Annotated in this window: 18 protein-coding genes; 4 read left to right on the top strand and 14 right to left on the bottom strand. The window is 70.0% G+C overall.

Annotated features, from left to right (window positions below; translation table 11 throughout):
• Positions 1-79 precede the first annotated feature (79 nt).
• The 6 genes from JYJ93_RS32035 to JYJ93_RS32010 form a co-directional block, all read right to left on the bottom strand.
• Positions 80-3,577 carry a PD40 domain-containing protein gene (locus JYJ93_RS32035; protein WP_206798349.1) on the bottom strand — a complete coding sequence of 1,166 codons (3,498 nt, stop codon included), beginning with the start codon at positions 3,575-3,577 and terminating at the stop codon, positions 80-82.
• Positions 3,532-4,071 (bottom strand): DUF1318 domain-containing protein, encoded by a 540-nt coding sequence (locus JYJ93_RS32030; protein WP_206798348.1) that lies wholly within the window; start codon positions 4,069-4,071, stop codon positions 3,532-3,534. The genes JYJ93_RS32035 and JYJ93_RS32030 overlap by 46 nt, the downstream gene beginning before the upstream one ends.
• Positions 4,068-7,739, bottom strand: coding sequence for a hypothetical protein (locus JYJ93_RS32025; RefSeq protein ID WP_206798347.1), 3,672 nt, complete (start codon positions 7,737-7,739; stop codon positions 4,068-4,070). The genes JYJ93_RS32030 and JYJ93_RS32025 overlap by 4 nt, the downstream gene beginning before the upstream one ends.
• Before the next feature lie 110 nt (positions 7,740-7,849).
• Entirely contained in the window at positions 7,850-8,626 is a 777-nt protein-coding gene (locus JYJ93_RS32020; RefSeq protein ID WP_206798346.1) for a hypothetical protein, read from the bottom strand.
• Positions 8,627-8,630: 4 nt separating this feature from the next.
• Complete coding sequence (locus JYJ93_RS32015) at positions 8,631-8,891, bottom strand: hypothetical protein (protein ID WP_206798345.1); 261 nt, start codon at positions 8,889-8,891, stop codon at positions 8,631-8,633.
• A 188-nt stretch (positions 8,892-9,079) separates the two neighbouring features.
• A complete protein-coding gene (locus JYJ93_RS32010) occupies positions 9,080-10,879 on the bottom strand; it encodes a glycoside hydrolase domain-containing protein (RefSeq protein ID WP_242544004.1) in 1,800 nt (599 codons plus the stop codon).
• A gap of 293 nt (positions 10,880-11,172) precedes the next feature.
• On the opposite strand from JYJ93_RS32010, the gene JYJ93_RS32005 reads away from it, so the two are divergent.
• Positions 11,173-13,314 (top strand): BTAD domain-containing putative transcriptional regulator, encoded by a 2,142-nt coding sequence (locus JYJ93_RS32005; RefSeq protein ID WP_206798343.1) that lies wholly within the window; start codon positions 11,173-11,175, stop codon positions 13,312-13,314.
• Positions 13,315-13,327: 13 nt separating this feature from the next.
• Here the strand turns inward: JYJ93_RS32005 and JYJ93_RS32000 are convergent, their stop codons facing one another.
• Positions 13,328-14,251, bottom strand: a complete 924-nt coding sequence (locus JYJ93_RS32000; RefSeq protein ID WP_206798342.1) for a diiron oxygenase — start codon at positions 14,249-14,251, stop codon at positions 13,328-13,330.
• 49 nt (positions 14,252-14,300) lie between these two features.
• On the bottom strand, positions 14,301-15,104 hold the full coding sequence (locus JYJ93_RS31995; protein ID WP_206798341.1) for a LytTR family DNA-binding domain-containing protein: 804 nt from the start codon (positions 15,102-15,104) through the stop codon (positions 14,301-14,303).
• Between the two features lie 57 nt (positions 15,105-15,161).
• On the opposite strand from JYJ93_RS31995, the gene JYJ93_RS31990 reads away from it, so the two are divergent.
• Positions 15,162-15,335 carry a hypothetical protein gene (locus JYJ93_RS31990; protein WP_206798340.1) on the top strand — a complete coding sequence of 58 codons (174 nt, stop codon included), beginning with the start codon at positions 15,162-15,164 and terminating at the stop codon, positions 15,333-15,335.
• 64 nt (positions 15,336-15,399) lie between these two features.
• Here the strand turns inward: JYJ93_RS31990 and JYJ93_RS31985 are convergent, their stop codons facing one another.
• From JYJ93_RS31985 to JYJ93_RS31970, 4 genes are all read right to left on the bottom strand, one after another.
• Positions 15,400-16,320 carry a hypothetical protein gene (locus JYJ93_RS31985; RefSeq protein WP_206798339.1) on the bottom strand — a complete coding sequence of 307 codons (921 nt, stop codon included), beginning with the start codon at positions 16,318-16,320 and terminating at the stop codon, positions 15,400-15,402.
• Between the two features lie 363 nt (positions 16,321-16,683).
• Positions 16,684-18,861: a 3-hydroxyacyl-CoA dehydrogenase NAD-binding domain-containing protein gene (locus JYJ93_RS31980; protein WP_206798338.1), complete on the bottom strand. Its 2,178-nt coding sequence runs from the start codon at positions 18,859-18,861 to the stop codon at positions 16,684-16,686.
• A 38-nt stretch (positions 18,862-18,899) separates the two neighbouring features.
• Positions 18,900-20,111, bottom strand: a complete 1,212-nt coding sequence (locus tag JYJ93_RS31975; RefSeq protein ID WP_206798337.1) for an acetyl-CoA C-acetyltransferase — start codon at positions 20,109-20,111, stop codon at positions 18,900-18,902.
• A gap of 29 nt (positions 20,112-20,140) precedes the next feature.
• Positions 20,141-20,245 (bottom strand): acyl-CoA dehydrogenase family protein, encoded by a 105-nt coding sequence (locus JYJ93_RS31970; RefSeq protein WP_242544003.1) that lies wholly within the window; start codon positions 20,243-20,245, stop codon positions 20,141-20,143.
• Between the two features lie 163 nt (positions 20,246-20,408).
• Between JYJ93_RS31970 and JYJ93_RS31965 the strand changes: the two genes are divergently transcribed.
• Together JYJ93_RS31965 and JYJ93_RS31960 are read left to right on the top strand one after the other, a co-directional pair.
• On the top strand, positions 20,409-22,031 hold the full coding sequence (locus JYJ93_RS31965) for a leucine-rich repeat domain-containing protein (RefSeq protein ID WP_206798336.1): 1,623 nt from the start codon (positions 20,409-20,411) through the stop codon (positions 22,029-22,031).
• Positions 22,032-22,157: 126 nt separating this feature from the next.
• Positions 22,158-23,189 carry a hypothetical protein gene (locus tag JYJ93_RS31960; protein ID WP_206798335.1) on the top strand — a complete coding sequence of 344 codons (1,032 nt, stop codon included), beginning with the start codon at positions 22,158-22,160 and terminating at the stop codon, positions 23,187-23,189.
• Positions 23,190-23,214: 25 nt separating this feature from the next.
• Here JYJ93_RS31960 and JYJ93_RS31955 read toward each other — a convergent pair whose 3' ends face one another.
• Positions 23,215-24,576 (bottom strand): FAD-binding oxidoreductase, encoded by a 1,362-nt coding sequence (locus JYJ93_RS31955; protein WP_206798334.1) that lies wholly within the window; start codon positions 24,574-24,576, stop codon positions 23,215-23,217.
• Between the two features lie 120 nt (positions 24,577-24,696).
• On the bottom strand, positions 24,697-25,770 hold the full coding sequence (locus JYJ93_RS31950) for a fatty acid desaturase (RefSeq protein WP_206798333.1): 1,074 nt from the start codon (positions 25,768-25,770) through the stop codon (positions 24,697-24,699).
• Between the last annotated feature and the right edge of the window lie 19 nt (positions 25,771-25,789).

The following is a 25,789-nucleotide window of genomic DNA, read 5'->3' as shown; positions in this document are numbered from 1 at the left end:
CCCGGGCTGACACGGTGCAAGGTGCTCCCGCCATGTGCCGCGAAAATGTCCCTCGCGTTACCGAATGTGTTCGCAGCCGCTATTCGGACGCGGTCTGGATTTCCCCCGCCGAGGCAGGGGCGGTGCCATCGAGCGCCAGGTAGATGTTGAACCACGCCAGATAGGCGCGCCACGCCGGGTCGCGCTGCTCGATGAGCGTCCGCCGCGCCTGCTCCATCCGCTGGGGCACGTCGAAAGGCATCCGCGTCTTGTCCTCGGATTGCAGCTGCGCCGCGAACCAGAGCACGTCCAACTGGCCCGCATCGATGGGCGCGTGCGTGCGCGCCATCAGCGAGTCCGCGTGCTCCAGCGCCTTGCCCAGCCACTGCGCCGCCTGCGCGGGGGCGCGGCGGTCCACGGCGTTCTCCGCCAGCCGCAGCTCCGCCAGCGTCACCGCGCGGATGTCCTCGTCGCGATCCAGTTCGTCGAACTGCTCCAGGAACAGCGCGCGCCGCTGCTCCAGCGCGCGGGCCGCGGCGTCCATGCGCCCGAGCCGCGTCTCCGCGTTGGCGCGCAGCCCCGCGGCGATGATGCGGTACGCGCGCTGGACGAACTTCGGGGTGGCGTGTGCCTGCTTCAGCGTGGCCCTCACGGCGGGCGTCGCCAGGTCCCGGTCCACCTGGTCCAGGTCCTCCAGCGCCCGCTGGGGCTGGTCCGCGCCCAGCGCCGCGCCACCGCGGGCCAGCCGCAGCACCAGCCGGTTGCGCAGGCCCTCGTCGTCGCGGGGGCCGGCTTCGACGCCGGGCAGCGCGCGGTCGTAGAGCGTGAGCGCCCGCTCGAACCGGCCCGCGGCCAGGTTGTAGAGCGCCGCGCGGTCCGTCACCAACGGGAGGAACCGCTCCATCTTCGGCGTGGTCTCCACCGTGGCCAGGGCCTTGTCCGCCGCCTGCGCGGCCTCCGCTTCACGGTTGACGTGCAGCAGCGCCCGGGCCCTGGCCAGGGCGACCGACAAGCCCGCGCCGTTGTCCGTGTAGGGCAGCTTGTCGCGCTCGTCCAGGTAGCCCAGGGCGATGTGGTAGTTGCCCACCTGCGTGTGCAGCAGCCCCAGCGCGCCGAGGATCATCGCCTTGTAGCGCGCGTTGTTGCGCACCAGGTCCAGGGCCACGAGGTAGTGACGGTTGGCGCGCTCGGCGGCGGCGGGGTTTCTGCCGCGCAGGAAGTCCTCGTGGTGGATGGCCCCCATCAGCGCCTGCACCTCGCGCTGGTTCTTGAGCTCCTGCCATGCCGCGCGCAGCTCCGCGAGGCCGGTCTTCACCGCCTGGGCGTGGGCGTCGTCATCCAGCTTGGACAGCCGGCGCGTCGTCACGTAGGCCTTCACGAAGTGCGAGAGCGACACGGCCTTGCCCGGCGCCTCCGTGGTGACCTCCTGGATGATCACCTCCGGGGCGACGCCCGCGCGCAGGCGCAGGCTCATGGACTCGACCGCGCTCTCCAGCGAGCCCGTCCGCCGCGTCACGAGGTCGAAGTCCGCGCGCGCCTCGTCCTTCCGGTCGCGGGCCAGGCGGCGGTAGGCGCGGCCCATCAGCGCGCGGCGGAACAGCCGCTCCGCCCGGCGCCGCTCCTCGGTGCCGGCCGGGGCGTCGTCGACGTAGAGCGTCGCCAGGGACTCCATCACGCCGTCAGCGCCCAGGCTCGCCGCGCGCTCGGCGGCGTCCTGCACCACCATCCGGCGGCGGAGCGGATCCGTCTGCTGTTTGTAGAACGCGACCAGGGCGTCCCGGACGGGACGGGGAGGGCGCTCCACGTTCAACGCGTTGACGTGGCGGCCCAGCTCCAGGGCGAACGCATACGGCGTCCCGGGGGGCTCCGCCGCGAGCGCCTGGGCCATGGCCGCGTCCGCTTCCGCGTAGGGGCGTCCCCGGTACAGGGCGCGGACGGCGCCGCGCGCGAAGTCGAGCTGGTCGTCCTGCTTGAAGACCTTGTTCTGGGAGAGCTCGCGGCCGGCGGCGACCAGCGCGTCCCGGTCATCCAGCTCGCGGTAGAGCGCGTCCGCCTGTTCGTACCAACCCTCCAGCACCGCGCGTGGCGTGGTGTCCGTCAGCTCGGCGGCCTCCAACTCCTGGCGGGCGAGCGTGAAGTCGCCGGACGCCTGCGCCAGCTCGCTGCGCACCACGTGCCGGTAGACGGCGGAGGGCGGGCTGGGCGCGGTGGCGGGGTCCAGGGCGGACATGCGTTGGCGTTCGGCCTCCTGCAACTCGTCCACCATGCGGCCCCGGTCGCGCTCCTTCAGGGCCTTGCGGTGGGCGATGAGGATGCGCAACGGCTCCGACAGCCCGGCGGTGACGGGGTCGTCCACCTTCGTCATCTGGCGCGCGTAGAAGTCCGCGGCGTCGAAGTCGCCGTAGGCCAGGTGCAGCTGGCTCAGGCGCATCATCAACAGCCTGCGGAGTTTGGGCCGGGTCTCGAGCAGCAGGCGCTGGCGGTAGAGGAGGAGCTGATCCGCGCGCCGGCCCACCATGCCCAGCTCCTCGTTGAGGCGCTTCACGTCCCATGCGCCGGGCACCTGGCCATCCAGCGGCAGTCGATACACGTCCAGCGATTGGCCCCGGGAACACGTGGTGATGAGCGACGCGGCGGTGGGGGCCGGGTACTCGCAGCTCCACGCCTCGCTGGTGAGCTGGTCCGGACTGGTGGTGGAGGCCTGGGCGGGCGCGTCGTCGCGGTCGGAAGGGAAGGGCACGCGGAACAGCACCCCGCTGTCGCTCGCGTCAATCACCCCGTCCCCGTTGGAGTCGGTGAAGAACTGCACCACGTACAGCGAGCGCCCGTCGCGCGCGAACACCGGCTGGCCCGTCTGCCCCGGGATGTCCAGCGTCAGCGGGAGGGGGGGCGCGCCGGGGACATCCAGCCGAACGGCCTCCATGTGCGGCGCGGCCCGCGCGGCGAAGCCCGGTCCCACCTGTTGCACGGAGCGCTGGACCGGGACGTACACCAGCCAGCGCCCATCGGGGGAGAAGGTCGGGCTGGTCAGGTTGCGGTCAAGCAGCGGCGTCACCTGCCACCCGGCCCCGAGCGCCACCTTCGACAGCCGCAGGTCGCCCTGGATGGTCGCGCGGCTCACCAGCGCGATGTGCGTGTCGTCGATCCACTCCGCCTGCAGCGCGCTGGTCTCCTCCTCCAGACAGCGGCGCTCTTTGGCCTCGGGCAGGTCTCTCACGCAGAGCTGGCCGCCGGCCTGGGTGCGGAAGGAGATGTAGAGCAGCTGCTTGCCATTGGGGCTGATGCGCGGCCACGTCACGTCCGCGCCTTCGTCGAAGAGGCGGCGCTCGCGGCCCTTCTCCAGGTCCTGGACGAAGATCTCCGTCGCGATGTCCCGGTTGGACACGAACAGCAGCGAGTTCTCGTCGGGCCCCAGCTGCCCCAGGAACTGGTCGCCCATGCCCACGGTGAGCCGCTCGGGCAGGACCATGCCTCCGTCGTTCTCGTCGTCCTGGGCCCAGGCGCCGCCCGCGACGAGCACGGCCAGGGCCAGGACCCAGGGGCCTGGGCGCGTCAGCACTTCTTCTCTCCCCAGGTGCCGTCCTCGGCCTCCACCCATCCGCCGCAGACGACGCCTTCCGCGTGCGCCTGTCGCCAGTTCTGACGCAGCGTTGTCTCCGGCACGCCGGGGCGCACGGTCTTCATCCACTGCCACAGCTGGCGCCGGGCCCGGTTCACCCGCTCCACCAGCGCGCTGTCATCCGCGGACACGCGCCCGGCCGTGCACTGCTTCCGGGTGACCACCAGCAGCCCGTCCTTGCCCTCGCCCACGCAGTGGCGCCGCACCAGGTCGTCCACGCGGTCCGCTTGCGTCTTGCCCAGGTTCTCCACCAGCGGCGGCGGCTGGATGCCCAGGTCCTCCAGTTGGTTCGGTGTCAGCGGCACCGGCGTGGGGTTCATGCCCGCGCGCGCCAGCCGCTGCTCCACGTCCTTGTACGAACCCGCGGCCTGCTCCTCGAGCGCCGTCGCCCGGTCCACCATGACGATCTCCGGGGCGCTGATGCACCCGGACGCGGTGAGGGCGGCCACGAGCAACAACCCACGGTGTCTCATTGCAGGGCCTCTGGAGGGGTCATGGAGGTGATGAGGCGGTCGACGATGGGGCCCAGGGGGATGCCCCGGATTTCATCGATGCTGACCAGCCGGGCCAGTCCGCCCATGGTGATGAGCAGGCTGCCGAAGCCCTGCTTGAAGCTCACGCGCACGTGCTCCGGATACCCCAGGCTCAGCGCGTAGCGGACGCGGTTGGTGGCGGGGTCGGTGTGGTGCGGGTCCTCCACGTCCAGCAGGTCCAAGAGGTGCCGGTTACCGATGCGCAGAATCTCCGCGCGCCCGTTGATGCTGCGGTCCCTGGCGGAGATGACCATGGCGGCGTTGCCGTCGAAGGGCTCTCCCCGGGAGGACTTCACGCCCGTGGCGCGCACGTGGGCCTCCAGCGTGGAGTGCTTGCCCTGATAGTCGAGCATGCACTGGCCGGTGATGCGCCCGCCGCGGACGCCCATCTCCAGCTGGCTCATGGAGAACACGTTCTGGTTGATGGCCAGGTTGCCCGCCAGCGGCGCGATGGTCATCCACGGCGTGGTGATGCGGTCCGCGGACATGAAGCCACTGCGCGTGAGCAGCGGGTGCTGATCCGCGAAGCGCAGCATCGAGTAGGGATTCACGCTCAGGTCGTTCAACAGCCGCACGCCGTCCTGGGAGACCTCCACGTTCTCCGTCAGCGGGACGTCGCCGTTGAGCGCCTCCACCACGATGCCGGACCCGGGCATCCGCACGTTCACGTCCTGGAGCTTGAGGTTGGAGGACGTGCGGAAGACCACCAGGTCCGGCGACGCCACGCGGAAGTCCACCGTGACCTTGCCGCTGCCTTCGACCTGGCCGGGCCGCGCGAGGCGCGCCAGGTCCTGCTCCAGCGAGCCCCGGAGCCCCATGCGCTGCTGCTCGTTGCTCAGGTCGAGCCGCCCTCGGACCTTCAGCAGCGTCTGGGTGCCGCCATTGGACAGCTTCAGGTCCGGGATGCGGATGACGCCGGTGGGCTTGCGCACCACGGAGAACGACGCCTCCACGTCCTGGACGGGGTAGGGCAGCGCCGGCTTCTGCTCCAGCGAGCGGAGCTTCACGAGCTGCTTCAGCTCGATGTCCCCCTTCTCCCATTGGTCGGTGAAGGTGGCGGTGCTGTCGCTGGACAGGTCCGCGAAGGTGAACCGGCGGTCGTTCATGCTGACGGTGAGCTTCTCCACCGCCAGGGTCGTGCGGACGGTGCGCTGCGAGCCTTCGGCGTGTGACTCGCCCTGCCAGCGCAGGGTGGGGACGTTGATGGTCTGGTCCGCCTGCTTCCAGCGCACGCCGCGCAGGTCCATGTGGGCCTTGCCCTCGAAGCTGGCGGCGCGCGGAGGCATGGGGGCCAGGCGGAAGCTTCCGTCGGAGCCCAGGTGCGTGATGAGGCCCGTCAGCGTGCCGTGCAGCTCGCCGGTCATCGCGAGCCTGGAGGGATCCACCTCCGGGGGCACCCGCGCCTTCGCCAGGAGCGGCGACAGGGGACCCAGCGGCGGGAAGTCACCCTTCACGTCCATGCGGAGCGCGCGAGCCTTCGGGTTGAACGCCAGCGCCGCGTCAGCGGCGACCTTCAGGCCCTCATGGCCGGTGAGCCCCAGCTTGAGGGAGAGCTTGCGCCGGTCCACGTCGAACGTCAGCGTCTGGTGCTGGGTGCCCGCGTCGGTCTCTCCGATGCGCAGCCCTTCGACCTTCAGGGCCAGGTCTCCCTTGTGCATCCACGCGTCTCCCTGCGAGCGCAGCGCGACGGTGGTGCTGGCCGCCGAGATGTCGTCCCAGCCCGCGCGTTGCAGCCGCAGCTCCGTCTGATGATCCACGCGCGGCGAGGGAGCGAAGAGGGCCGTCAGCCTGCCCTTGGAGGCCAGCGTCACGGCCAGCTGCTTCCAGGGGAAGTGCGCGGCGACGTCCTCCGGGATGAAGGGCCGCGCCATGACGAGGTCCGGCAGCTGCGCGTCCAGCGTGTACGCCACGTCGTCGGTGCCCTTCGTGGCGTCCAGCGACGCGTGCAGCGTGCCCACGTCCAGCTCCAGCCGTGCGCGGGCCCTGCTCAGCCGTGGCTCCTCCATCGTGGGAAAGGCGTCCGTCACGTGGAGCTGCACGCGCGCGGGACCCTTCAGCACCTCTTTGCCCTCGGCGGTGATCCGCAGCGCCTCCACGGGCAGGTCCGCCTTCAGCGCGAAGGGGGGCTTCGCCGTCAGGGGCACCTGGAGGTTGACGCCCAGGCGCTCCGCCAGCGCCCGGTAGCCGGAGGCGCGGACGTCCAAGGCCTCCACCTTGGCGGAGAGGGCCGCGTCCCCCGCGACCCGGAAGGGCGAGGCGAGGTCGGGCCGCAGCTGATGTCCGGTCAGCTCGCCGGAGGCCTTCGGAACGCGGACCGGCGTGGCACCCCCGACGTCGAGCCCCTGGAGCGCGAACGTGAGCCGGGCCGCCAGTCCCTGGGGCGCATCCGGGGTCGCCGTCAGCGAGATGCGTCCATCGCCAAGCTCCACCTTGAGCGCCTCCTGCACGAGGAGGAGCTTCGCCACGTCGACGTCCAGCCCGAGCCGGCCCTGGGCTCCCAGTTGGGGCATGTCGCTGAGCGTGACCTCCCGGGCCTCCAGGTACACCTTGCCGCGCTCCAGGGCGAACGGGCGCAGGTCCTCGGGGATCCACTTCAGCAGCCGTCCCAGGTCCACGTCCGCCAGGGCCTGCGTCAGCACGGGGGGAACTTCCGTCGCATCCGGAAGCACCAGTCGGGCCTGCACCTCGGCGCTGTCGGTCAATCGCGTGCGGTCCAGCTCGAGGGTGGTGTATTGCTTCTCCGTGTCGAACTTCGCGGTCACCGCGCCGTGCAGCAGCGCGCGGAGCGTAATGCGCGGATCGAAGGTCTGCTTCGCGACGTCCAGGTCCACCTTCACGTGCGCGGCGTCCGTGCTCGCGTCCACCGACAGGGCCAGCTCCAGCAGGGCCTCTGCGGCGGGGGCTTCACGGTTCAGCGTCAGGGCCAGCGGCTTGCCGGGCTTGCCCAGGTCCACGAGGAGCTTCCAGCTCCTGTCCTGGGGCTTCGCTTCGATGCCGGCTTCGAGCCCGCGCAGCGACCAGCGGTCCACCACCGCGCCGTTCTGGACGCGGACGTATGTCAGCGACACGTTCGACAGCTCGATGCTGGAGACGGGGAACGGGGAGGCGAAGAGGTCCGCGACCTGCCGGGTGGTTCCGGGGGATGTTTCATCCAGCGGCTCCGGCTCCGGCGGCCCGGTCAGGTTCGTGAGCGACGTGGTCCCTTTTTCATCCGCGACCAGGACGACGGCCGCGTCGCGCACCACGACCCGCTCCACCCGGACCGGTCCCTTCAGCAGCGCGCCAAATGACCACGCCGCCTCCAGCGTGCCGACGCGCAGGAACTCGGGCGCGATGTCCTGGAACGGCGGCGGGGTTCGCACCACCAGGCCTTCCAGCCGCAGCCCGGAGAGCACGTCGATCCGCGCCGTCTGGTAGTCCAGCCGCACGCCCGAGGCCGCCTCCACCTCCGAGACGACGCGCGGCTTCAGCCAGGGATGGTCGAGGTTGTGGAGCGCGGTCACGACCGCGATGAGCAGGAGGGCGAACGTCGCGAGGAGGATCAGGCACGCGCCCGCGATGATTCGCGTCAACCGCCGACGAGGCCGCTCAGCACCGGGGGAGTCCATGATGTTCCGTCGAGGCGACCGGCCCGCCACCTCCTACCATGCGGCGGAATCGGGCTTCAATCCGCGCATGTCTCGCGAGCCGGGCGGCGTCGTGCACCCGGGTAGACGCTTCAACCGAAGCTGGACGGAGTCATTCCCGCCGTGCCGCCCGCGAGCGGTTTGTAGGGGAAATAGAGGTTTCGCACGAAGCGGGTGAACAGGTGCTCCTCGTTCCACCGCTGGCGGGCCATGCCGTACACGCCGGGGGCGCGCAGGTCGTGCGCGGAGACGCCGGTGACGAACTCGCGCTCGCTGTAGATGGCGAAGACCTCGTCCACCGCCGCGCGGCTGCGGTACGTGCGGAGCATCGTGCGGTAGATGAGCTCGCTCTCCTTCTGGGTGAAGGCGAGCCCCTGGATGGCGTGCGCCATCTCGTGGAAGACCAGGTACTGCTCCGACTCCATCCGGTCCTGCCGCAGCGCGATCCGTGCGCGGGGCCAGTCCGGGTGGTCCCAGAACAGGCCCGCGGCCTGGGGAGACACGGCCCGGGGGTAGCCGTACTTCGCCAGCGTATGGCCCGGAGGAATCAGCTCCAGCGTCAGGGGCCGTGCGGCCTCCAGGCGGGCGATGAGCTGGAGGTTCCCGGCGAGCTGCCGGACGATCTCGTCCTGCACCCGCTTCACCTGCGCCGCCGGGGCGCCGTACGGCTTGAGCTCCAGCTTCGCGCTCACGTAGGCGCGGGCCCGCGCGGGGCCTTCGGCGGGGGGACGGCCTCCGCGTGACTCGAAGACGTCGCCTCCCTCCAGCAGGGTGAAGGCGCTCAACGGTTGCTTGAGCCCGACCTCCGCCGCCAGCGGGGTGACGTCCGGCGTGGAGCCGTCCAGTGTCTCGTAGCGCTCAGGGGCCATAGGCTCAGGAGCAGGTCTTCGCCTGCTGCTTGCAGGACTCGGTGCAGGCCGGCGTCTGCGTATCGGGGGTGAGCCGCTCCGCGTGGCCCTGCACGGAGTCCGGCGGCTGACGCGATGCGGGCCGGCCACGTGGCTGACAACTGTCGAGGCAGGCGTCGTACTGGTCGCGGCAGGCCGGCGACATGTTCGACGTGTCGAGCGTCGCGCAGCCGGACACCAGGGACAGGGCGGCCGCGAAGAGGGGAATGCCACGGACGAGGTTCATGCCTGGAGTCTAGCCGGAGCCGCGTCCCGCCATCGCTGTTCGCGGCGCTCCTTCCGGTGCGGTGAATACCCCGAGCAGTCCCCACGATGATGACCTCGAGGTGGCCACGGAGGGCTGTAGCGCGCAGGGGGGCCCGCCCAGGCCCGGAGGCCCTGGCCCATCCGCGCGGAGTGGGGGAAGGCGGGGCTTCAGGTGTCCGAGACGCCTTGCGCGGCCCGCCGCCTTCGCGCCCTGCGAAGCCGGCCCAGCGCCCAGGCCGCCGAGAGCAATGCTCCCGTCATGGAGACGCCTGGGGCCGCGCCGCAGCCTCCGTTGCCCTGCCCGCCCGGCTCTCCCGGACCGCCTGGGACCTGCGGCTCCAGGGGCCTGGTCGCCGGCTGCTCACCCATGCGCGGGGCGTACGGGTTGGCTCCGATCAGTTCCCCGTAGCGCTGGATGAGCCGCAGCCGCGCCGCATCGAACGCGGCGCCGTCATCCGGCACCTGCGACGCGGTGGGAAGCAGCTCCCTTGCCACCTGGCGCGCGAAAGCCGGGTCTCCCGCGTCACTCACCGCCTTGAGCCATTCATAGTCCTGCATGCCCTGGCGGATGAGCTTCAGGCGCAGGGACGCCACCGGCACGTCTGTCTTTCCGCCAATGGCCGCGGGCGTGCCTGGGTAGAACAGCGTCCCGTCCCCGTTGCCACCGTAGTGGTTCTGGTTCGTCCACGCGGTGGGGAGCATGGCCCCTGTCTCGTAGTACAGCTCGCCCTTGCAGCCGAGGAGGAAGGACAACCACTCCATCGCGCGGGCCTTCGTCGAGGGAGCGTCCACCATGTATGACGGCCAGCCTGCCCCCGGCCGGGTCTCCGGCATGGGGACATCCGCCCCGCAGCCGTGGCTCAGGCAACTCTGATACATCCACAACTCCGTTCCGGGACGCGAGAGGAAGGCCGCGTACGTCTGGCTCTGGTCTCCCGCGAACTCCGGTTGCGTGCCCTCCAGGTGGTTCACGATGGGCACCACGATGTCCACCAGGGACTCCAGGCCGTTGAGCCTCAGCTGGAGGGAGTTCACCGTCAGCAGGGTGCGAAGTCCGGGCGCTACCTGCCGCACCAGCGTCCCGGCGGCTCGCGTCTGCTGGAAGGTGGCCACGTCGAACGGCTCATCGCCAATCTTCGCGTGGGCCCGGTCCATCCAGCCGCGCTCGCTCATGTGCCCCGCGAAGTCCGCCAGGCCCCCGGCCGTGAGCAGGCCCGTGTATTCCACGCTCGTCATCCGCGCGCCGGGCAGCCGCGTCGGCGCGGTGCCATCCAGGTACGGTCCCCACGTCGCGTCGAACCCGCTCCATGCCTGGGGCCCGGCCCCGCTCAGGAAGAGCCGGGGCTGCGTGATGCGGTGCTCCAGCGACAGCTGCTGGTAGCGCGCGAGCAGCGGCTGCAGCTCGGCGGGCGAGCAGTCATCCCGGCCCAGGTGCGCGCGGCACACCTGCGTCGGCAACATGGAGAACGATGAGGCCAGCGAGGACGTGCTCGGCATCACCGCGTCCACCACCGTCAGCCTCGCGGTCACCTGCCGCTGGAAGCCGCCTTCCGCCTCCACCGTCACCGTGCCCGTGTATTCACCCGGCGGCGCGTCCTTGGGCACGTGCACGTCCACCCAGAGGGCTCGCGCCTCGCGCGCGGGCACGTCGAAGGGGAAGGCGTTGCGCTGCTCCCTGGCGATTTCATCCGTGTCCGGCACCAGCCCGTCCGGCCACCGCCCCACCGGCTGCCCGGGTTCGGAAGGCTGCAAGACGGTGAGGTAGGCCTGCCGGTAAAGCGTCACGTCCGGCCCCGTCAGCGTCGTGGGCCCCTCCAATGAGGGCAGGCGGGCGCGCACGCCCCGCAGGCCCAGGTCACCGCCGTGCAACGCCACCTGGAAGGAGGCGAACTCATTGCGCGCGGCGGTGAATCGTACCTCGGTGCTGCTCCCCGGGGCGGTGTCGTCGGGACGGACCTTCACCATCATCCCTTCGCCCCACACCACTGGGTCCGCCGCGTACACCGGCCAGGCGGCGGATAACGCCAGCCATCCGAGTCCACAGTGTCGAAGTGCCAGCATGGGGAATGAATGCGCACGGGCCGTGTGTGGCTCCAAGCCTCCCGGCTGTCCCGTCATCCGTGCCCGCCAGCGCTCCCTGGCCCGGATGCCGGCGGACGGCCTCATGGGCAGACACGCCAGGTCGCTGATGGCCTGCTTCCACGTCTGGTCGGGTAAGGTGCGCGCTTCGACTGACGGCGTGAAGCCTGGGGAGATTGCCGGTGGATGTCAGGGAATGGCGGGTGCGGGTCCTGGGGCTGGCGCAGCTGTGCGGCCCCGATGGTCAACGGGTGCGGCTGGAGCGGCGCAGCGCGGCGCTGCTGGCGTGGCTGGCATTGCAGGGGCCCTCGCCCAAGTTCGCGCTCGCGTCCCTCCTGTGGCCGGACTCGCCGCCCACGACCGTGCGCGGCAACCTGCGGCAGTTGCTGCGCCGCCTGCGGGTCGCCACGGGGGAGGCGTCCCTGGTGGAGGGCGACACCGACCGGTTGGCTTTGGTCTCGCCGTCATCCGTGGACGCCGCGTGCCTCAAGGCCGCCGCGGAGGCCCGTGCCCACGTGGAGGCCCTGGCGTGTGTCGACGCCGAAGGCGGCACGTTGCTGGCCGGCTTCGACTTCGATGATTGTCCGGAGCTCGCGCGCTGGCTGGACGGCGCCCGCGCGGGCATCGAGGGATGGGTGCGCGAGGCGCGCGAGGCCCACATCGCCCAGCTCACCGCCGCGGGGGACTGGACCGCCGCCCTGGGACTCGCGCAGGCGTGGGCGCGGCAGGAGCCCGAATCCGAGCAGGCCGGCCGCCACCTCATCCGGCTGCACTACCTGCAGGGGGACCGGGGCGCCGCGCTCGCGGCCTTCGAGCACCTGCGCGACGTGCTGGACCGGGAGCTGGGCGTCACCCCCATGCCGGAGACGTTCGCGCTGGTGCGGGAGGTGGAGCAGGCCCCGCCGCGTTCGCGCGCCGCTCCCGGTTCCCGGCCCTCGCTGCCCCTGTCCGTGCTGCGCCCTCCGGTGCTGGTGGGCCGGGACGCGGCGTGGCGGCAGTTGGAGGCTGGCTGGGAGGCGGGCCAGATGCTGTTCATCTCCGGGGAGCCCGGCAGCGGCAAGACGCGGCTGGCGGAGGAGTTCGCGGCCACGCAGGGCCGCTGGGGGCGTATCGAGGCCCGAGCGGGAGACCGGGACGTGCCGTTCGCCTCCCAGGCGCGCGCCTTCCGCACGCAGCTGCGGCGCTGGCCGGACGTGAAGCTGCCGGACTGGGTGCGCACCGAGCTGTCTCGCATCCTCCCCGAATTGGGGGATGCCCGGCTGTTGCCTCCGCTGGCCTCCGAGGCCGGCACGCTGCGCTTCTATGACGCCATCGTGGCGGCGCTCCAACTGCTCCACGAGCACGAGGACATCAGCGTCGCGGACGACGTGCAGTACTGGGACGCGGCCAGCGCCCGGGCCTTCATCTTCGCGCTCTCCCGGCTGGCCGACACCGTCCCGCCGGGCGCACGCAGCCTGCGCTTCATCGACTGCTATCGACGGGGGGAGCTGTCCCCCGAGACGCGGACGCTCGTGGCGGGGCTCGTCGAAGCGGGCCTGGCGCGCATCGTGGAGGTGGACGCCCTGACGGACGAGGACGTGAAGCGCATGGTGGCGGGCATGGGGCTGCCGGGCGCGGAGGCGCACGTGGAGGCCCTGGCCCGCTACACGGGCGGCAATCCCCTGTACGTGGTGGAGACGCTCAAGCACCTGCTGGAGACGGACTCGCTCCAGCGTGAGTGGCCCCAGCGGCTGCCACCTCCGGGGCGCGTGGGGCCGCTCATCCAGCGGCGTCTGGAGGGGCTGTCCCCGCTGGCGCTCCAGTGCGCGCGGCTCGCGGCGCTGGCGGGGGCCTTCTTCCGGACCCCGCTCGTGGCCGGGGGGCTCCAGGTGAAGCCAGCAGAGGCGCACGAGGCGCTCACGGAGCTGGAGGCGGCCCAGGTGCTGATGGGCGAGCGCTTCAGCCACGACCTGGTGATGGAGGCGGTCCTGGCCGGTATGGGGCCCGGCGAGGAGCGCGTGCTGCACGCCCGGCTCGCCACGGTGTTCGAGGAGGACGGCGCGCCCTCCATCCTGTTGGCGCACCACTGGCTCGGGGCCGGACGGACGGAGCGGGCACTGCCCCACCTGCTGGCGTCCGCGCGCTCCGACGAACAGGTCCTGCCGCCCGAACTGGCGGCGGAGCACTACGCGCGGGCCGCGTCCCTCATGCTGTCGCTGGGACAGCACGAGGACGCCGTGCAGGCGCGGGCCGCCGAGGCGCGCTGCCGGCTCCAGGCCACCCCGGCGGGCGTCCTCACCCCCGGGCCCGCGGCGGGCCCGGGTGCTCGAGGCCGCCGCGGCTGAGCTTCAAACCGGCTCAGGCGCAGTAGTACGTCGGGGCCAGCTCCAGCACGCGCTGCTCCGCGACGGGTGAGAGCGCGCGCAGGCGGGAGAGGAAGAGGGGGGCCTTCATTCCCATCCCGATGAAACCCCAGACATACGAACGCTCCTGGGACTCGGACAATTGCTGGCGTTCGGCGGGCGTGAACGTGCGCCCCACCGCCTTCTCCAGCGTCTGGAGATCCAGCGCGAGCTGCGCGTTCAGGGTGCCGCGCAACGCCTGGAGCAGCTCCGCGTACTCGGTCAGGGCCGCGTCCAGGGCTTCGGGCGCCTGCGCGAGGATCTTCTGGGCCTCCAGGAAGTCCAGACGGGTGTGCTGCGCCTCTTCCAGCCAGTGGTGCTTGAGCAGGTTGCAGAACAGCGGATCCAACGTCTCGTCTTTGTTTCCGCGAACCGTTTCCTGGTAGTGCTGCTGCGTCATCAGCTCCATGTGCAGGTTGAAGATCAGCACGCCCAGGTTCGACTTCGCCATGATGGCCCGGGCCACCTCGACCTGGTTGTCGAGCAGGGCGGGGGCGACCTTGAAGCCCTTCGCGAACGCGCCGGTGAAGCGCGCGAAGAGCTGCTGGTGCTTCAGCTCCTCCTCGGTGAAGCGCAGCAGCGCCCGCATGTGCGTCCCGTTCCCGTGAAGCTCCAGGCTGGCGCGCTGGGCGGCCAGGGCGACGGCGTACTCCTCCAGGAACAGGAACAGGTGCGCGTAGCTGTTGGAGCGGATGTGATTCAACATCAGCCGCTCCTCCGCGCTCAGGAAGGAAATGGCTTCCGTTCCGGTCAGCGCGTCCGAAAGGAACCGGTGGCTGAAGTCGAGCACGGTGTCCCTGGGCAACAGCTCATCCAGACGCCAGGACACCCGTTCGGAACTCTGGATACAGGACTGGTACTCATGGGTTTGATTGAGCATTGATGAATCAAACGGGTTTTCCCTGCCTTGGGTCAATGGGTGGAAGTCTTCACCCCTGGGCCAACAGCAGACCCAGCCGCTCGCGGTAGCCGCGGCTGAGCTTCAGCGTGGTGCGGTCGCGCAGGATGACCTGGTATTCGCCATGGAGCAGCGGGCGCAGCTCCTGGACCCGCTGGAGGTTGACGAGCGTGGAGCGGTGGATGCGCACGAAGCGCTCTGGATCCAACCGGGCCTCCAGCTCCCGCATGGGTTGACGCAAGAGGTGGGCGTGCTCGCCCACGTGCACCTGGACGTAGTTGTCCTCCGCCGCCATCCAGTCCACGTCGTCCACGGCGAGCAGCGTCACCCGTCCCACCTCGCGGATGACCAGACGCTCCAGGTAGCGCGGGACAGGGGAGGGTTCGGGCAGGGTCCTCACGAGGCCCGCCAATTGCCGCACGAGCTGCTGGATGCGCCCCCTTCGCACGTGCTCCTTCGCCCGGCCCAGCACCTGGGCGAAACGCTGTGGCACCCGGGGCTTGAGGAGGCAGTCCAGCGCGCCGGCCTCGAAGGCGCGCAGCGCGTGTTCCTCCTTCGCGGTCATCAGGACGACGGCGCCCGCGCACGCGCTCCCCGCCTCGCGCAGCACCTGGAAGCCGTCCAGGTCCTCCAGGTCCACGTCCAGGAAGAGGATGTCCACGGGCTCGCGCCGCAGGGCCTCCACGGCGGCGCTTCCCTCGGAGTGGACCGCCGCGACGTGCACGTCGGCATCCGCCTCCAGCAGCGGCAGCACGAACCGCCGCGTTTCGGATGCGCCTTCCACCACCCCCACCCGGATGGGGACGGACTCGAACACCGCGTCTTGAAGCCCCATCGTCTTCCCCCCGTTCCTCGATGCCAGCTCACCCCCGTCCTGGAGCGCTTCACCCGGATGCGTCGATTCCAGAACGAGCCGTGGATCGCCATGCGCATCGGGGGCAGCGAGGTGCCCGGGAACACGCGCATCGTGCGGAGCCTCATCCGCGTGGGCGACACGGCGGGCGACGACGCGGGGAGCAGGACGGGGTGCGAGGCGGTTTTGCATGACCTGCCCCGCAGCTTCTGATGGCAGGCGTGACGGCGGCGTGACTGGCGTCCGGGAGTGGGGTCCGGACGCCGCGTGTCAGGCTTCAGGGCGCGCCGCAGGTCGAGCAGTCGGCGCCGCAGCTGTCATAGGTCTTGCCCATGCCACACGACTCGGTGAATTGGCAGACGCCATCCCCGCAGTTGAAGATGTCCTGGGCGCGCAGCCGGGTGGTGAGGGCCTGGTACGACACGCCATTGACGACGCAGCGCTCCCAGAAGCCGTGCGTCGCACTGCGGGTGCAGACGCTGGCGCACATGCCCACGTGCTGGAGCGGGGCGCACCCGGTATTCTCACCGGCCCCCTTGGCGGAGAGCGCGCAGCCGCGGGGCGTGCTCTCCGACCTCGTGAGGTTGCGGTCGTTGCCCACGAAGACGCCCTCTCCGGTGAACAGGTTGCCGAAGAAGCACGCCTCCTTCTCCGGGTAGTCCGTGGCCTCGTTGGCCGCCATGGGAATGACCCCCGCGGAGTTCTGGCCCTGAAGCGAGAGGGGAACCGAGACGCCGTACTTGTTGACGTGCGCGGCGAGGCACGCGGACATCCGTTGCTGCTCCGCCACGGTGGCGGCGGCGCCCTGGGCCCAGGCGGTGGCCAGCCCCAGGCGGCCCGGCCAGGAGTAGGTGACGCCCGTGACGGGGTTGGTCCAGACGCGCGTCTGTCCGGCGGGCAGGGCGCAGGCAACGACATACCGCATCACCATGTCGGAGTAGGCGACGGACGCGTTGCCGTTGAACCAGGTCGAGAACGAAGTCGCCGCCAGCCCGTTGGTGGACAGGCCATTGGTGGACAAGCCATTGGTGGACAGGCCGTTGGTGGACAGGCCGTTGGTGGACAGCCCATTCGTGGACAGGCCATTGGCTGAAAGGACCTCTTGCGAGAGCTCGCCAATCTCTTGCGGAGCCAGCGCATCCCCGTCACTTCCGACGCAGCCTCCCACGCCCAGCAGCCCCAGCCATGCGGCAGCCACGATCCAAACCCTGCTCAACGTCCGTGCCTTCATTTGAGCGCCCCCCGGCGAGTGCGACGTCAGGCGCGTAGCGAATGTCGGACGTCCCCGGAGTTCACGGCCTGTCGCGCATCACTGAGCCTAACGGGCGCCGCGCGCGCGGGCCTCTGTCCTCCCGTGAGGGGTTGAAGCGACCTGGACAGGCTTTTCGCGAAGGTCGCCACGCGCCCGCGGGAGGTCTTCGTCAACGAACACCCGAGGGCCCGGAACCCAACCGTTCCGGGCCCTCTTTCCTGCTTCAGCGCCGCGGCGGCCGCCCCATCCCACGACGTGCGTCACGCGCTACGGCCTGGCGAAGGCGCCCGCCGCTGATTCCGGATGGGGTTATTCGAGCCGCTCTCCACGCTCAGCCCTGGCGACCAGGGACGCGGGCGGCAGGAAGTGCTTCCCGTAGCGCTCCGCCAACTGGCGCGCGCGGGTGACGAAGCCGCGCGGCCCCGTGCCGGACGGGCCTTCGTAGCCGTTGATGTACTGCACCACGCCGCCCGTCCAGGGCGGGAAGCCGATGCCCAGGATGGAGCCCACGTTCGCGTCCGCGGTGGAGCGCAGCACGCCCTCGTCGAGGCAGCGCACCGTGTCGATGGCCTCCGCGAAGAGCATCCGCTCCTTCATGTCCTCGAAGGGGATGGTGTGGCCGGGCTTCGTGTAGTGCTGCGTCAGCCCCGGCCACAGGTTCGTCCGCTTGCCGTCCGCGTAGTCGTAGAACCCGCCGCCCGTGGAGCGGCCCTTGCGCCCGTGCTGGTCGATCATCGCGTCCATCACCGCGTAGCTGCCGTGGTCCACCCACGGCTGGCCCGCCGCCTCCACGGCCGCCTTCGTCTCCTGGCGGATCTTCCGGGGCAGCGTCAGCGTCAATTCGTCCACCAGCTGGAGCGGGGCGGCGGGGTAGCCCGCCTGGAGTCCCGCCTGCTCGATGGACGCGGGCGCGATGCCCTCGCCCACCATGGCGACGGCCTCGTTGAGGAACGTGCCGATGACGCGGCTGGTGAAGAAGCCCCGGCTGTCGTTGACGACGATGGGCGTCTTGCCAATCTGCACCGCGATGTCGATGGCCTTCGCCAGCGTCGCGTCACTCGTCTGCTTGCCGGCGATGAGCTCCAGGAGCGGCATCTTGTCCACGGGGGAGAAGAAGTGCATGCCGACGAAGTCCGGCGGCCGGTTCACGCCCTCCGCGAGCAGGGTGATGGGCAGCGTGGAGGTGTTGGACCCCAGCACCGCGTCCGGCGCCACCACGCCCTGGATCTCCTGGAAGACCTTGTGCTTGAGCTTCACGTCCTCGAACACCGCTTCGATGACCAGGTCGCAGCCCGCGAGCGCGGCGGGGTCCTCCGCGGGCGTGATGCGCGCCAGGAGCGCGTCGCCCTTCTCCTTCGTGACGGAGCCCTTGGAGACGGCCTTCTCCACCAGCTTGACGGAGTAGCCCTTGCCCTTCTCCGCGGCGGCGAGGCTCACGTCCTTGAGCACCACGTCGATGCCGGCCTTGGCGCACACGTAGGCGATGCCCGCGCCCATCATGCCGGCGCCCAGCACGCCCACCTTCTTCGCGGTGTGCTTCGGGATGCCCTTGGGACGGCCACCGCCGGAGTTGATGTGCTGCATGTCGAAGAAGAACGCCTGGATCATGTTCTTCGCGACCTGGCCGACGACGAGCTCCGTGAAGTAGCGCGATTCGATGGTGAACGCGGTGTCCACGTCCACCTGCGTGCTCTCCACCGCCACCGCCATGATGGCGCGCGGCGCGGGCATGTTCGTGCCCTTGAGCTGCTTGCGCAGGTTGGCGGGGAACGCGGGCAGGTTCGCCGCGAACGCCGGGTGGGACGGCGTGCCGCCGGGGATCTTGTAGCCCTTCTGGTCCCACGGCTGCTGCGCCTTCGGGTTCGCCTTCACCCACGCCTTCGCCGCGGGCAGGAGCGCCTCCACGGAGGGCACCACCTCATGCACCAGCCCCAGCTCCTTGGCCTCCTGGGGGCGGTATTTCTGGCCCTGGAGCAGCACCTTCATCAGCGCGTCCGTGATGCCCAGCATGCGCACGGTGCGCACCACGCCGCCGCCGCCGGGCAACAGGCCCAGCGTCACTTCCGGCAGGCCCACCTGCGCGCCCTTCACGTCCGCGAGGATGCGGTGATGGCACGCGAGGGCGATCTCCAGCCCGCCGCCCAGCGCCGCGCCGTTGATGGCCGCGACCACGGGCTTGCCCAGGGTCTCCAGCGCGCGCAGCTGCGACTTGATCTCCTGGCCCAGGTCGAAGACCTGCTTCGCCTCGCTCTTCTTCACGTTGCGCAGGTCGTTCAAATCGCCGCCCGCGAAGAAGGTCTTCTTCGCGGAGGTGATGACCACGCCGGTGATGGAGTCCTTCTCCTTCACCAGCCGGTCCACCGCCGCGCGCATGGACTTCACGTAGGCGGCGTTCATGGTGTTGGCGGACTGGGAGGGGTCGTCCATCGTCAAGACGACGATGCCGTCCGCGTCCTGTTCCCAGCGCAGGGTGTTCTGTTCGCTCATGGTGTTCGCTCGAAAGTCTTTGAAAGGGGAGGGAAGGGTCAGACGCGCTCGACGAGGGTGGCCACGCCCATCCCGCCGCCCACGCACAGGGTGACGACCGCGCGGCGCGCGTTGCGCCGCTCCAGCTCATCCACCACGGTTCCAAGGATCATGGCGCCGGTGGCGCCCAGCGGGTGCCCCATGGCGATGGCGCCGCCGTTGACGTTGAGCTTGTCGTCCGGGATGTCCAGGTCCTTCTGGTACTTGAGGACCACGGAGGCGAAGGCCTCGTTGAGTTCGAAGAGGTCGATGTCCTTCGCCGACAGGCCGGCGATGTCCAGCAGCTTGCGGGTGGCCGGCAGCGGGCCGGTGAGCATGATGGTGGGCTCCGCGCCGGACGTGGCCACGGCGGCGATGCGCGCGCGAGGCGTGAGGCCCAGCGTCTTGCCCACCTTCTCCGAACCCACCAGCACCAGCGCCGCGCCGTCCACGATGCCGGAGGAGTTGCCCGGCGTGTGCACGTGATGGATGCGCTCCACCGCGTGGTACTTCTGGAGCGCCACCGCGTCGAAGCCGCCCATCTCACCCATGGTCGTGAAGGACGCGCTCAACTGGCCCAGCGAGGCCACGGTGGAGTCCGGGCGCATGTGCTCGTCGCGGTCCAGGATGATGAGGCCGTTCTGGTCCACCACGGGGACGATGGACTTCTGGAAGTAGCCGTTCTTCCACGCGTGGGCGGCGCGCTCCTGCGAGCGCACGGCGTAGCGGTCCACGTCCTCTCGGGTGAAGCCCTCCATGGTCGCGATGAGGTCCGCGGAGATGCCCTGCGGCACGAAGTAGGTGTCGTAGTTGGTGGCGGGGTCCATGGCCCACGCGCCGCCGTCGGAGCCCATGGGGACGCGGGACATGCTCTCCACGCCGCCCGCGATGACCAGGTGCTCCCAGCCGGAGCGCACCTGCTGCGCGGCCATGTTCACCGCCGTCAGGCCGGAGGCACAGAAGCGGTTGAGCTGCACGCCGCCGGTCGTCTCCGGCAGGCCCGCGGCCAGCACCAGCGTGCGCGCGATGTCCGCGCCCTGGTCGCCCACGGGGGACACGACGCCCAGCACCACGTCGTCGATGTGCTTCGGGTCCAGGTTCGGGTGGCGCTGCTTGAGCGCGTCCACCAGGCCGACGAGCAGCGACACCGGCTTGGTGCCGTGCAGGGCGCCCTTCTTGCCCTTGCCGCGAGGGGTACGGACGGCGTCGAAGATGAATGCTTCCTGGCTCACGGGGAGCCTCCTTGTGAGAAGGGAGGGGGCTACAGGGACCGGGCGACGAGCTCCTTCACGACCTCGTTCGCGCCGGCGAAGATTCGCAGGACGCGGGTGTCCGCGAACAGATGGGCGAGGGGGTATTTCTTCAAATAACCGTCCCCCCCAACAGCTGGAGGACCGCGAGGCATGCCGGGTCGGACACCCAGTGCTTCGCCATGGCCGCCGTTGTCACATCGAGTCCGCCTTCCAGGGGGAGGGAGCGCGCACCCAAGGCGCTGCCAGCCTCCGAACGGTTGGGATAGAGGTCGTGCCATGAAGAAGAAGCCCGTGTCTCCCGCCGCCGGCCTGCCGTTCGAAATCCTCACCTGGTCGCAGGTTCGCGACGAGGTGAAGGCCCCTGGCAATCGCGAGGAGGACCTGGACCGCGTGCTCGTGCTCACCGGGAATGTCGTCATGCCCCACGACCTGGGGCTGGACTTCCACCAGGGAATCTTCGCGCAGGATGACGAGGACGCGCCCCCGTTCACCGGCCTCATCGTGCGAGGCGACCTCACCGTCGAAGGCTGCGTGCTCAACTGGGAGAACGACTTCGGTCCGTTCCTCCAGGTGCACGGCAACCTCGTCGCGAAGCGCATCGCCATTGGCGGTGCCCGGCTCCACGTCACCGGCGACCTGACGACCGAAGACCTGGTGGCGGTCTACAACCACGGCAGCGTCTGCGTGGGCGGCAACCTCAAGGCCCGCACGCTCGCCTCGCATTACGCGTTCAAGGTGGCGGGCCGTGTCGATGCGCACCGCTACCTGGGCCAGGACTCGAAGGTGTTCGCGGTGGCTGGCGGGGTGGAGGACGCGGGCAATCCCCATGAAGCGAAGGGTGTCTTCGTCCCGGCGGTGGTGCGGGATGGCCGCGTCGATCTGGAAAAGGCACGGGCCCGGTTGGCGGAGGGCAAGCCCATTGCCCGCGACGCGTTCACCAGCATCCGGGAGGCGTTCCGTCAGCTCGTCGCGAAGAAGCTCGCGGAGCCCGACAAGGTCAAGAGCCTCACGCTGGAGGACAAGGGGCTCACGTCCCTGCCGGAGGAGCTCTTCCTGTTCCGCAAGCTGGAGAAGCTCAACCTGCGCCGCAATGAGCTCCGCGTGCTTCCGGAGGAGCTGGGACAGCTCACGGAGCTGCGCGAGCTGGACCTGCGAGGCAATGGCCTGTTGGAACTGCCGGAGTCCATCGGCGAGCTCAAGAAGCTGCGGGTCCTGGACCTGGAGGCCAACTGCCTCTGGCGGCTGCCGGAGTCACTGGCCGGATGCGTCGAGCTGCGGCGGGTGAATCTGGTCAACAACCCCTACGCCTACGTCCGGCGGGCCTTTGGGAGCTGGCGGCAGGTGAAGCTCATGTTCGACTTCCCGGAGGTCCTCACGCGGCTGCCGAAGCTGGAGGTGCTCACCTTCGAGGGAACGCCGCTGCGCACGCTGCCGACGCGGCGTTTCGACAGCACGACCTTGAGCAAGGCCACGGTCCTCAGGTCGCTGGTGACGCAGGTGGATCCGGAGCTGCACGCCCAGCTCCAACTGGACGTGGAGCGCAGCCGCGAGAAGGCGGCGGCCTATATCGGCTACTGGTTCAAGCCGGAGACCGTGCGGCTGGAGTCCTTCCACGACGCGAAGGCGGACCGCTACGACTTCGCGGAGGTCCTCGCGCTGCTCGCGCTGCTGCTGCGCATCAACATCCCCACGGCGGCTCCCTACGAAGAGGCGCTGGCGAAGTTCCGCGTGCAGAGCCGGGAGATCGCCCGGTACCTGGACTGGGACGGCGACAAGCCCCGGCATGTCCACGCGCTCTTCGGAGCGCTGCGCGACGCGCTGGTGCCGCTGGGCGAGCCGTATCCCGGCGACGCGCTCATCGCGGGCCTGCGGGACGTCTTCGCGGCCCTCGCTGGTTGAGCCGCCTGGTGACGCCAGACATCAGGTGATGATCGGCGTCATCGCGCTGGGCGGGGCGCGCTCGGCCCAAGTGACTGATTTCACGGAGTCCCAGGGTTGGCATGTGCCGTGCTCTTGGGTCCCGGCATGTCCATCTCCTCCCTGAACCGCGCGTCCTCCTTCCAGCCTTCCTCGAGCATCTCCCAGCTCAAGCCGGCGACCGCGCCGACTCAGGAGTTGGTGGGCTCCCAGGCGCAGCAGCCCCGCAACGACCTGCGCCGGATGTTCATGGCTGACTCCTTCGAGGCGGGCCCGAGCAAGCTGGGCGGTGCGGCTGGCGGGGACTTCCAGAAGCAGCTGTCGGAGGTCGTGGCCCAGCTCACGCAGCTGGTGAAGATGCTCCAGACGCAGTCGCCCGCCAGTGTGGGCCAGGGCGCCGAGGGTGCCGCGTCCGCGGTGGGCGGCGTGGGCGGTGCGGCTCCGGCGCAGCAGGCGGCCCCGGCGCCTTCGGCCTCCACCTTCGAGGCTCCGGCGGCTTCCGGCGCGGCTGCTCCGGCGCACCCCACGTACAACAGTGACGCGGGCCCCGGCTTCGGCCCTCCGTCCGCTGGCTCCACGGAGCCCGCGCCCGCGAACGCGCCGTGGCTCGCGAAGAACAACGTCGGGTCGCCCTACAACAGCAACATGCAGCTCATCGATGAGAGCCAGAAGGGCCAGTTCAAGTACACGAACACCTTCACCAACAAGACGAGCGAGCCGCAAACCATCACGCTGTGGAACAAGACGGGCGAGAACGGGAACCCGAACGACGGGCAGAACTTCGACAAGAGCACGCCCAAGACGTTCACGCTCCAGCCCGGCCAGTCGCAGGTGGTGGCGTTCGACAGCAACACCAGCGTGGCGTGGGCCGCGTCGAAGGACGGCACGGCGAAGCCCGGCGCGAACTCCGGTCAGACCTGGGGCGAGGCCACCTTCGCCAACTCCGGCACGGGCTGGAGCGGCTTCGACACGAGCCAGATCTCCCCCGCGGGCCACAACGGCAAGATGTCCATCACCAACGAGGCGACCGGCAAGACCGTGACGGAGGCCAACGCCTGGCAGACGGAGAAGGACGACCCCGCGCTCCACGACGTGGGCGTCCCCGCCGGCCCGCTGAACCTGCGCACGGAGATCGGCTGAAAGAGCCTGACCGGCCCGCGATGAGTCAAAGGCCGAGCGCCGCCTTGCACGTCTTCACATACAGGTCCCGGAAGAGGTTGTCCGGGTCCGTGCGCTGCTTCACGGCCTGGTACGTCTCGCGGTTCCAGATGCTCCAGAAGGTCTCCTCGTCGTAGTAGTTGTAGGAGATGAGCGTCTTGGTTCCGTTGTCGCGCTGGAGCTCGTCCTCCAGCTCCTTGTAGACGTTGCGGCCCGGTGGCTGCGGCATGCCGTACACGGCCAGGTCCAGGAACAGCGGGTCCTTCATTCCAGACCACCACCGGGGCGTCAGCCATTCGTAGTCACGCGTCCGCCGGAAGGGCACGCACCAGACGGGGTAGTGCCGCATCTCGCGGTGGTACCAGTCCATGAACGCGGCCGTGCGTGAGAAGGGGATGAACACGTCCACGATGACCGGCGGGTCCTTCTTCGGCAGCAGCTGGGTGAAGCGGTTGGCGGTCCTCAGCACGCTGTCGGAATGGATGAGCCTGCCGAACAGCGCCCTCGCGAGGAGGTTCTGTGGCCGGGCATGCGTGACGCCCCGGTTGTAGCGGAAGAGATAGTCATACGTCGTGAGGTAGTCCTCGCTCCGGCGCGGGATGGTCTCGCAGTACGCGGTGAGCCATTCGTAGCGGTTCACGTACGGCGCCCGGTCCACGAAGTGTCCCACGCAGAGCACGTGCTTCGTGGGAGAGAAGATCTGCCCGTCCAGGTAGTCCGCGCCCGGGTCCTGGAAGTGGTGCCAGATGCCCTGCTGGAAGGACTCCAGGGTGGAGTGCGTCTCGTTCGTCACCCGCACGTAGGGCTCGCAGCGCGTGAGCTTGAAGCGCACCTGGGACAGGATGCCCAGCGTCCCGAACGAGCCGTGCATCATCTGGAAGAGGAGCGGCTCCAGCGCCGGTGAGCAGCGCAGCACGTCCCCCTTGGCGGTGATGACCTCGTACTCCAGGCACGTGTCGTGGAAGCCGCCCTGGCGGAAGGACATGGACTCGATGGAGCACCCCGCGATGGCGCCCCCGAGCGTGATGGTCTTGTGCTCGGGGACGATGAACGGGATGAGCCCGTGCGGCAGCGTCGCTCGGACGACCTCGTCGAAGGTGACCGCGGGCTCGGCGGTGCAGGTCATCCCCACGGGGTCGATGTCGAGGATGGCGTCCAGGTCGCCCAGGTCCACCTTCTCGTCGCGGCGGCGCGCATCGAACCGCTTGGGGACGCTGTGGGGTGGGGACTTCTTCTTGAAGGACGCAGGGCCCTTGCCCTTGCGCTGCCGCAACTGCTGGCTGATGGCTTCGACCTTGGCTTCGTGAATCGCCTTGGCCCGTGAAGGGACCTCCACCCGGGGACCGCCAGTGACTGACTCCGTGAGCATCCAGCTCCTCCGTTGGAGGAAGGGTGGGGATGCCGCGGCGCGTGGTGAGCCCTCACCTGTCGGAGCGGGGCCAACCCGGACGCCCCCCCACCGGGCGGGCGTCCGGGCGAACGGGACAACTCAGGTGGCTTCGAGCCGGCGGCGCAGCTCGGTGGTGCTCACCTCCGGTGTGCCGTCCCGGCCCATCAGGGATTGGCCATCCTCGGAGTAGAGCGCTGGACGCAGGTACAACGTGCGCAGCGCGTGCAGGTGCGGGTAGACGATGGACGCCCGGGGGCTCAGCTCGCGCAGGTGCTTGCGCAGCAGGGGGGCGTACTTCGGGCTCTGCGCCGGGAAGATGTGGTGCTCCTGGTGGTAGCTGAAGTTGAAGTGCATCCAGTTCATCAGCGGGTGGGTCTCCACGCTGGCGGTGTTCACGAAGGGGTTGTCCGTCTCCTCCGCCGCGGGCTGCATCCAGTGGTTGGTGGCGATGTAGATCATCAGCGTGACGTTCCCGATGAGCAGCGGGAGCACCAGCGCGTAGAACGCCGCGCGGGGCCCCAGGACCCACCCGAGCCCCACCCAGCCCGCGGTGACGAGCACCGTGAGCACGCGCTCCCGCGTCCGGTGCAGGTGCACGTGCTGGAACGCGGGCAGCCGGCAGTGATGCCAGAGGAAGGCCTGGCCCTGCGCGGTGAAGAAGACGCTGAAGCTGATGAAGCTCAGCCAGTGTCCGGACCCGGGGGACATGGCGTGGAACAGCTTCGCGAACGCCTGGGTGTGCCAGTCCGTCCTGCGCGGGAGGATGTCGGGGTCGCGCACGAGGACATTGGCGGCGCTGTGATGGGCCTGGACATGCCAGGCCCTCCAGTTGCCCGGCGTCACCAGGAAGGGCGCGAAGCCCACCCAGCCCAGCAGGCTCTCCCACTTGCGGCCGTGGAACACCGAGTGGTGCAGGGCCTCGTGCGCGGCGAGCCCCACCGCGGTGACGAGCTGGCCCAGCACGAAGGCGATGAGCAGACACGCCCAATGGGGCAGCGTCCACGTCCCGAGCACCCAGATGAGCGCCGCCTCCACGGGCACCAGGCACAGCGCGACGATGCCGCGCAGGGGTTGTCGTTCGAAGGCCTCCGGAGGCAGCACGCGGCGCAGCTCCGAGCGGAGCCGTTTGGCGTCATCCGGGGGCAGGGGAAGGGATGAAGAGAAGTCAGTCATGGCGGTTGCCTGTGCGGGA

Source organism: Corallococcus sp. NCSPR001 (genome assembly GCF_017309135.1).
In the GTDB taxonomy this organism is placed as follows: domain Bacteria; phylum Myxococcota; class Myxococcia; order Myxococcales; family Myxococcaceae; genus Corallococcus.
The sequence above is the reverse complement of the archived record's forward strand: the minus strand, read 5'-3'. Positions and strand labels throughout refer to the sequence as shown.

Coding starts and splice junctions, on each gene's coding strand:
- JYJ93_RS32020 (WP_206798346.1), bottom strand. CDS start 8,626: ATGGCCCCTGAGCGCTACGAGACACTGGACGGCTCCACGCCGGACGTC.
- JYJ93_RS31950 (WP_206798333.1), bottom strand. CDS start 25,770: ATGACTGACTTCTCTTCATCCCTTCCCCTGCCCCCGGATGACGCCAAA.
- JYJ93_RS31995 (WP_206798341.1), bottom strand. CDS start 15,104: ATGGGGCTTCAAGACGCGGTGTTCGAGTCCGTCCCCATCCGGGTGGGG.
- JYJ93_RS32025 (WP_206798347.1), bottom strand. CDS start 7,739: ATGGACTCCCCCGGTGCTGAGCGGCCTCGTCGGCGGTTGACGCGAATC.
- JYJ93_RS32035 (WP_206798349.1), bottom strand. CDS start 3,577: ATGGGTGGAGGCCGAGGACGGCACCTGGGGAGAGAAGAAGTGCTGACG.
- JYJ93_RS31960 (WP_206798335.1), top strand. CDS start 22,158: ATGTCCATCTCCTCCCTGAACCGCGCGTCCTCCTTCCAGCCTTCCTCG.
- JYJ93_RS32000 (WP_206798342.1), bottom strand. CDS start 14,251: ATGCTCAATCAAACCCATGAGTACCAGTCCTGTATCCAGAGTTCCGAA.
- JYJ93_RS31965 (WP_206798336.1), top strand. CDS start 20,409: ATGAAGAAGAAGCCCGTGTCTCCCGCCGCCGGCCTGCCGTTCGAAATC.
- JYJ93_RS32015 (WP_206798345.1), bottom strand. CDS start 8,891: ATGAACCTCGTCCGTGGCATTCCCCTCTTCGCGGCCGCCCTGTCCCTG.
- JYJ93_RS31980 (WP_206798338.1), bottom strand. CDS start 18,861: ATGAGCGAACAGAACACCCTGCGCTGGGAACAGGACGCGGACGGCATC.
- JYJ93_RS32030 (WP_206798348.1), bottom strand. CDS start 4,071: ATGAGACACCGTGGGTTGTTGCTCGTGGCCGCCCTCACCGCGTCCGGG.
- JYJ93_RS32010 (WP_242544004.1), bottom strand. CDS start 10,879: ATGATGGTGAAGGTCCGTCCCGACGACACCGCCCCGGGGAGCAGCACC.
- JYJ93_RS31955 (WP_206798334.1), bottom strand. CDS start 24,576: ATGCTCACGGAGTCAGTCACTGGCGGTCCCCGGGTGGAGGTCCCTTCA.
- JYJ93_RS31990 (WP_206798340.1), top strand. CDS start 15,162: ATGCGTCGATTCCAGAACGAGCCGTGGATCGCCATGCGCATCGGGGGC.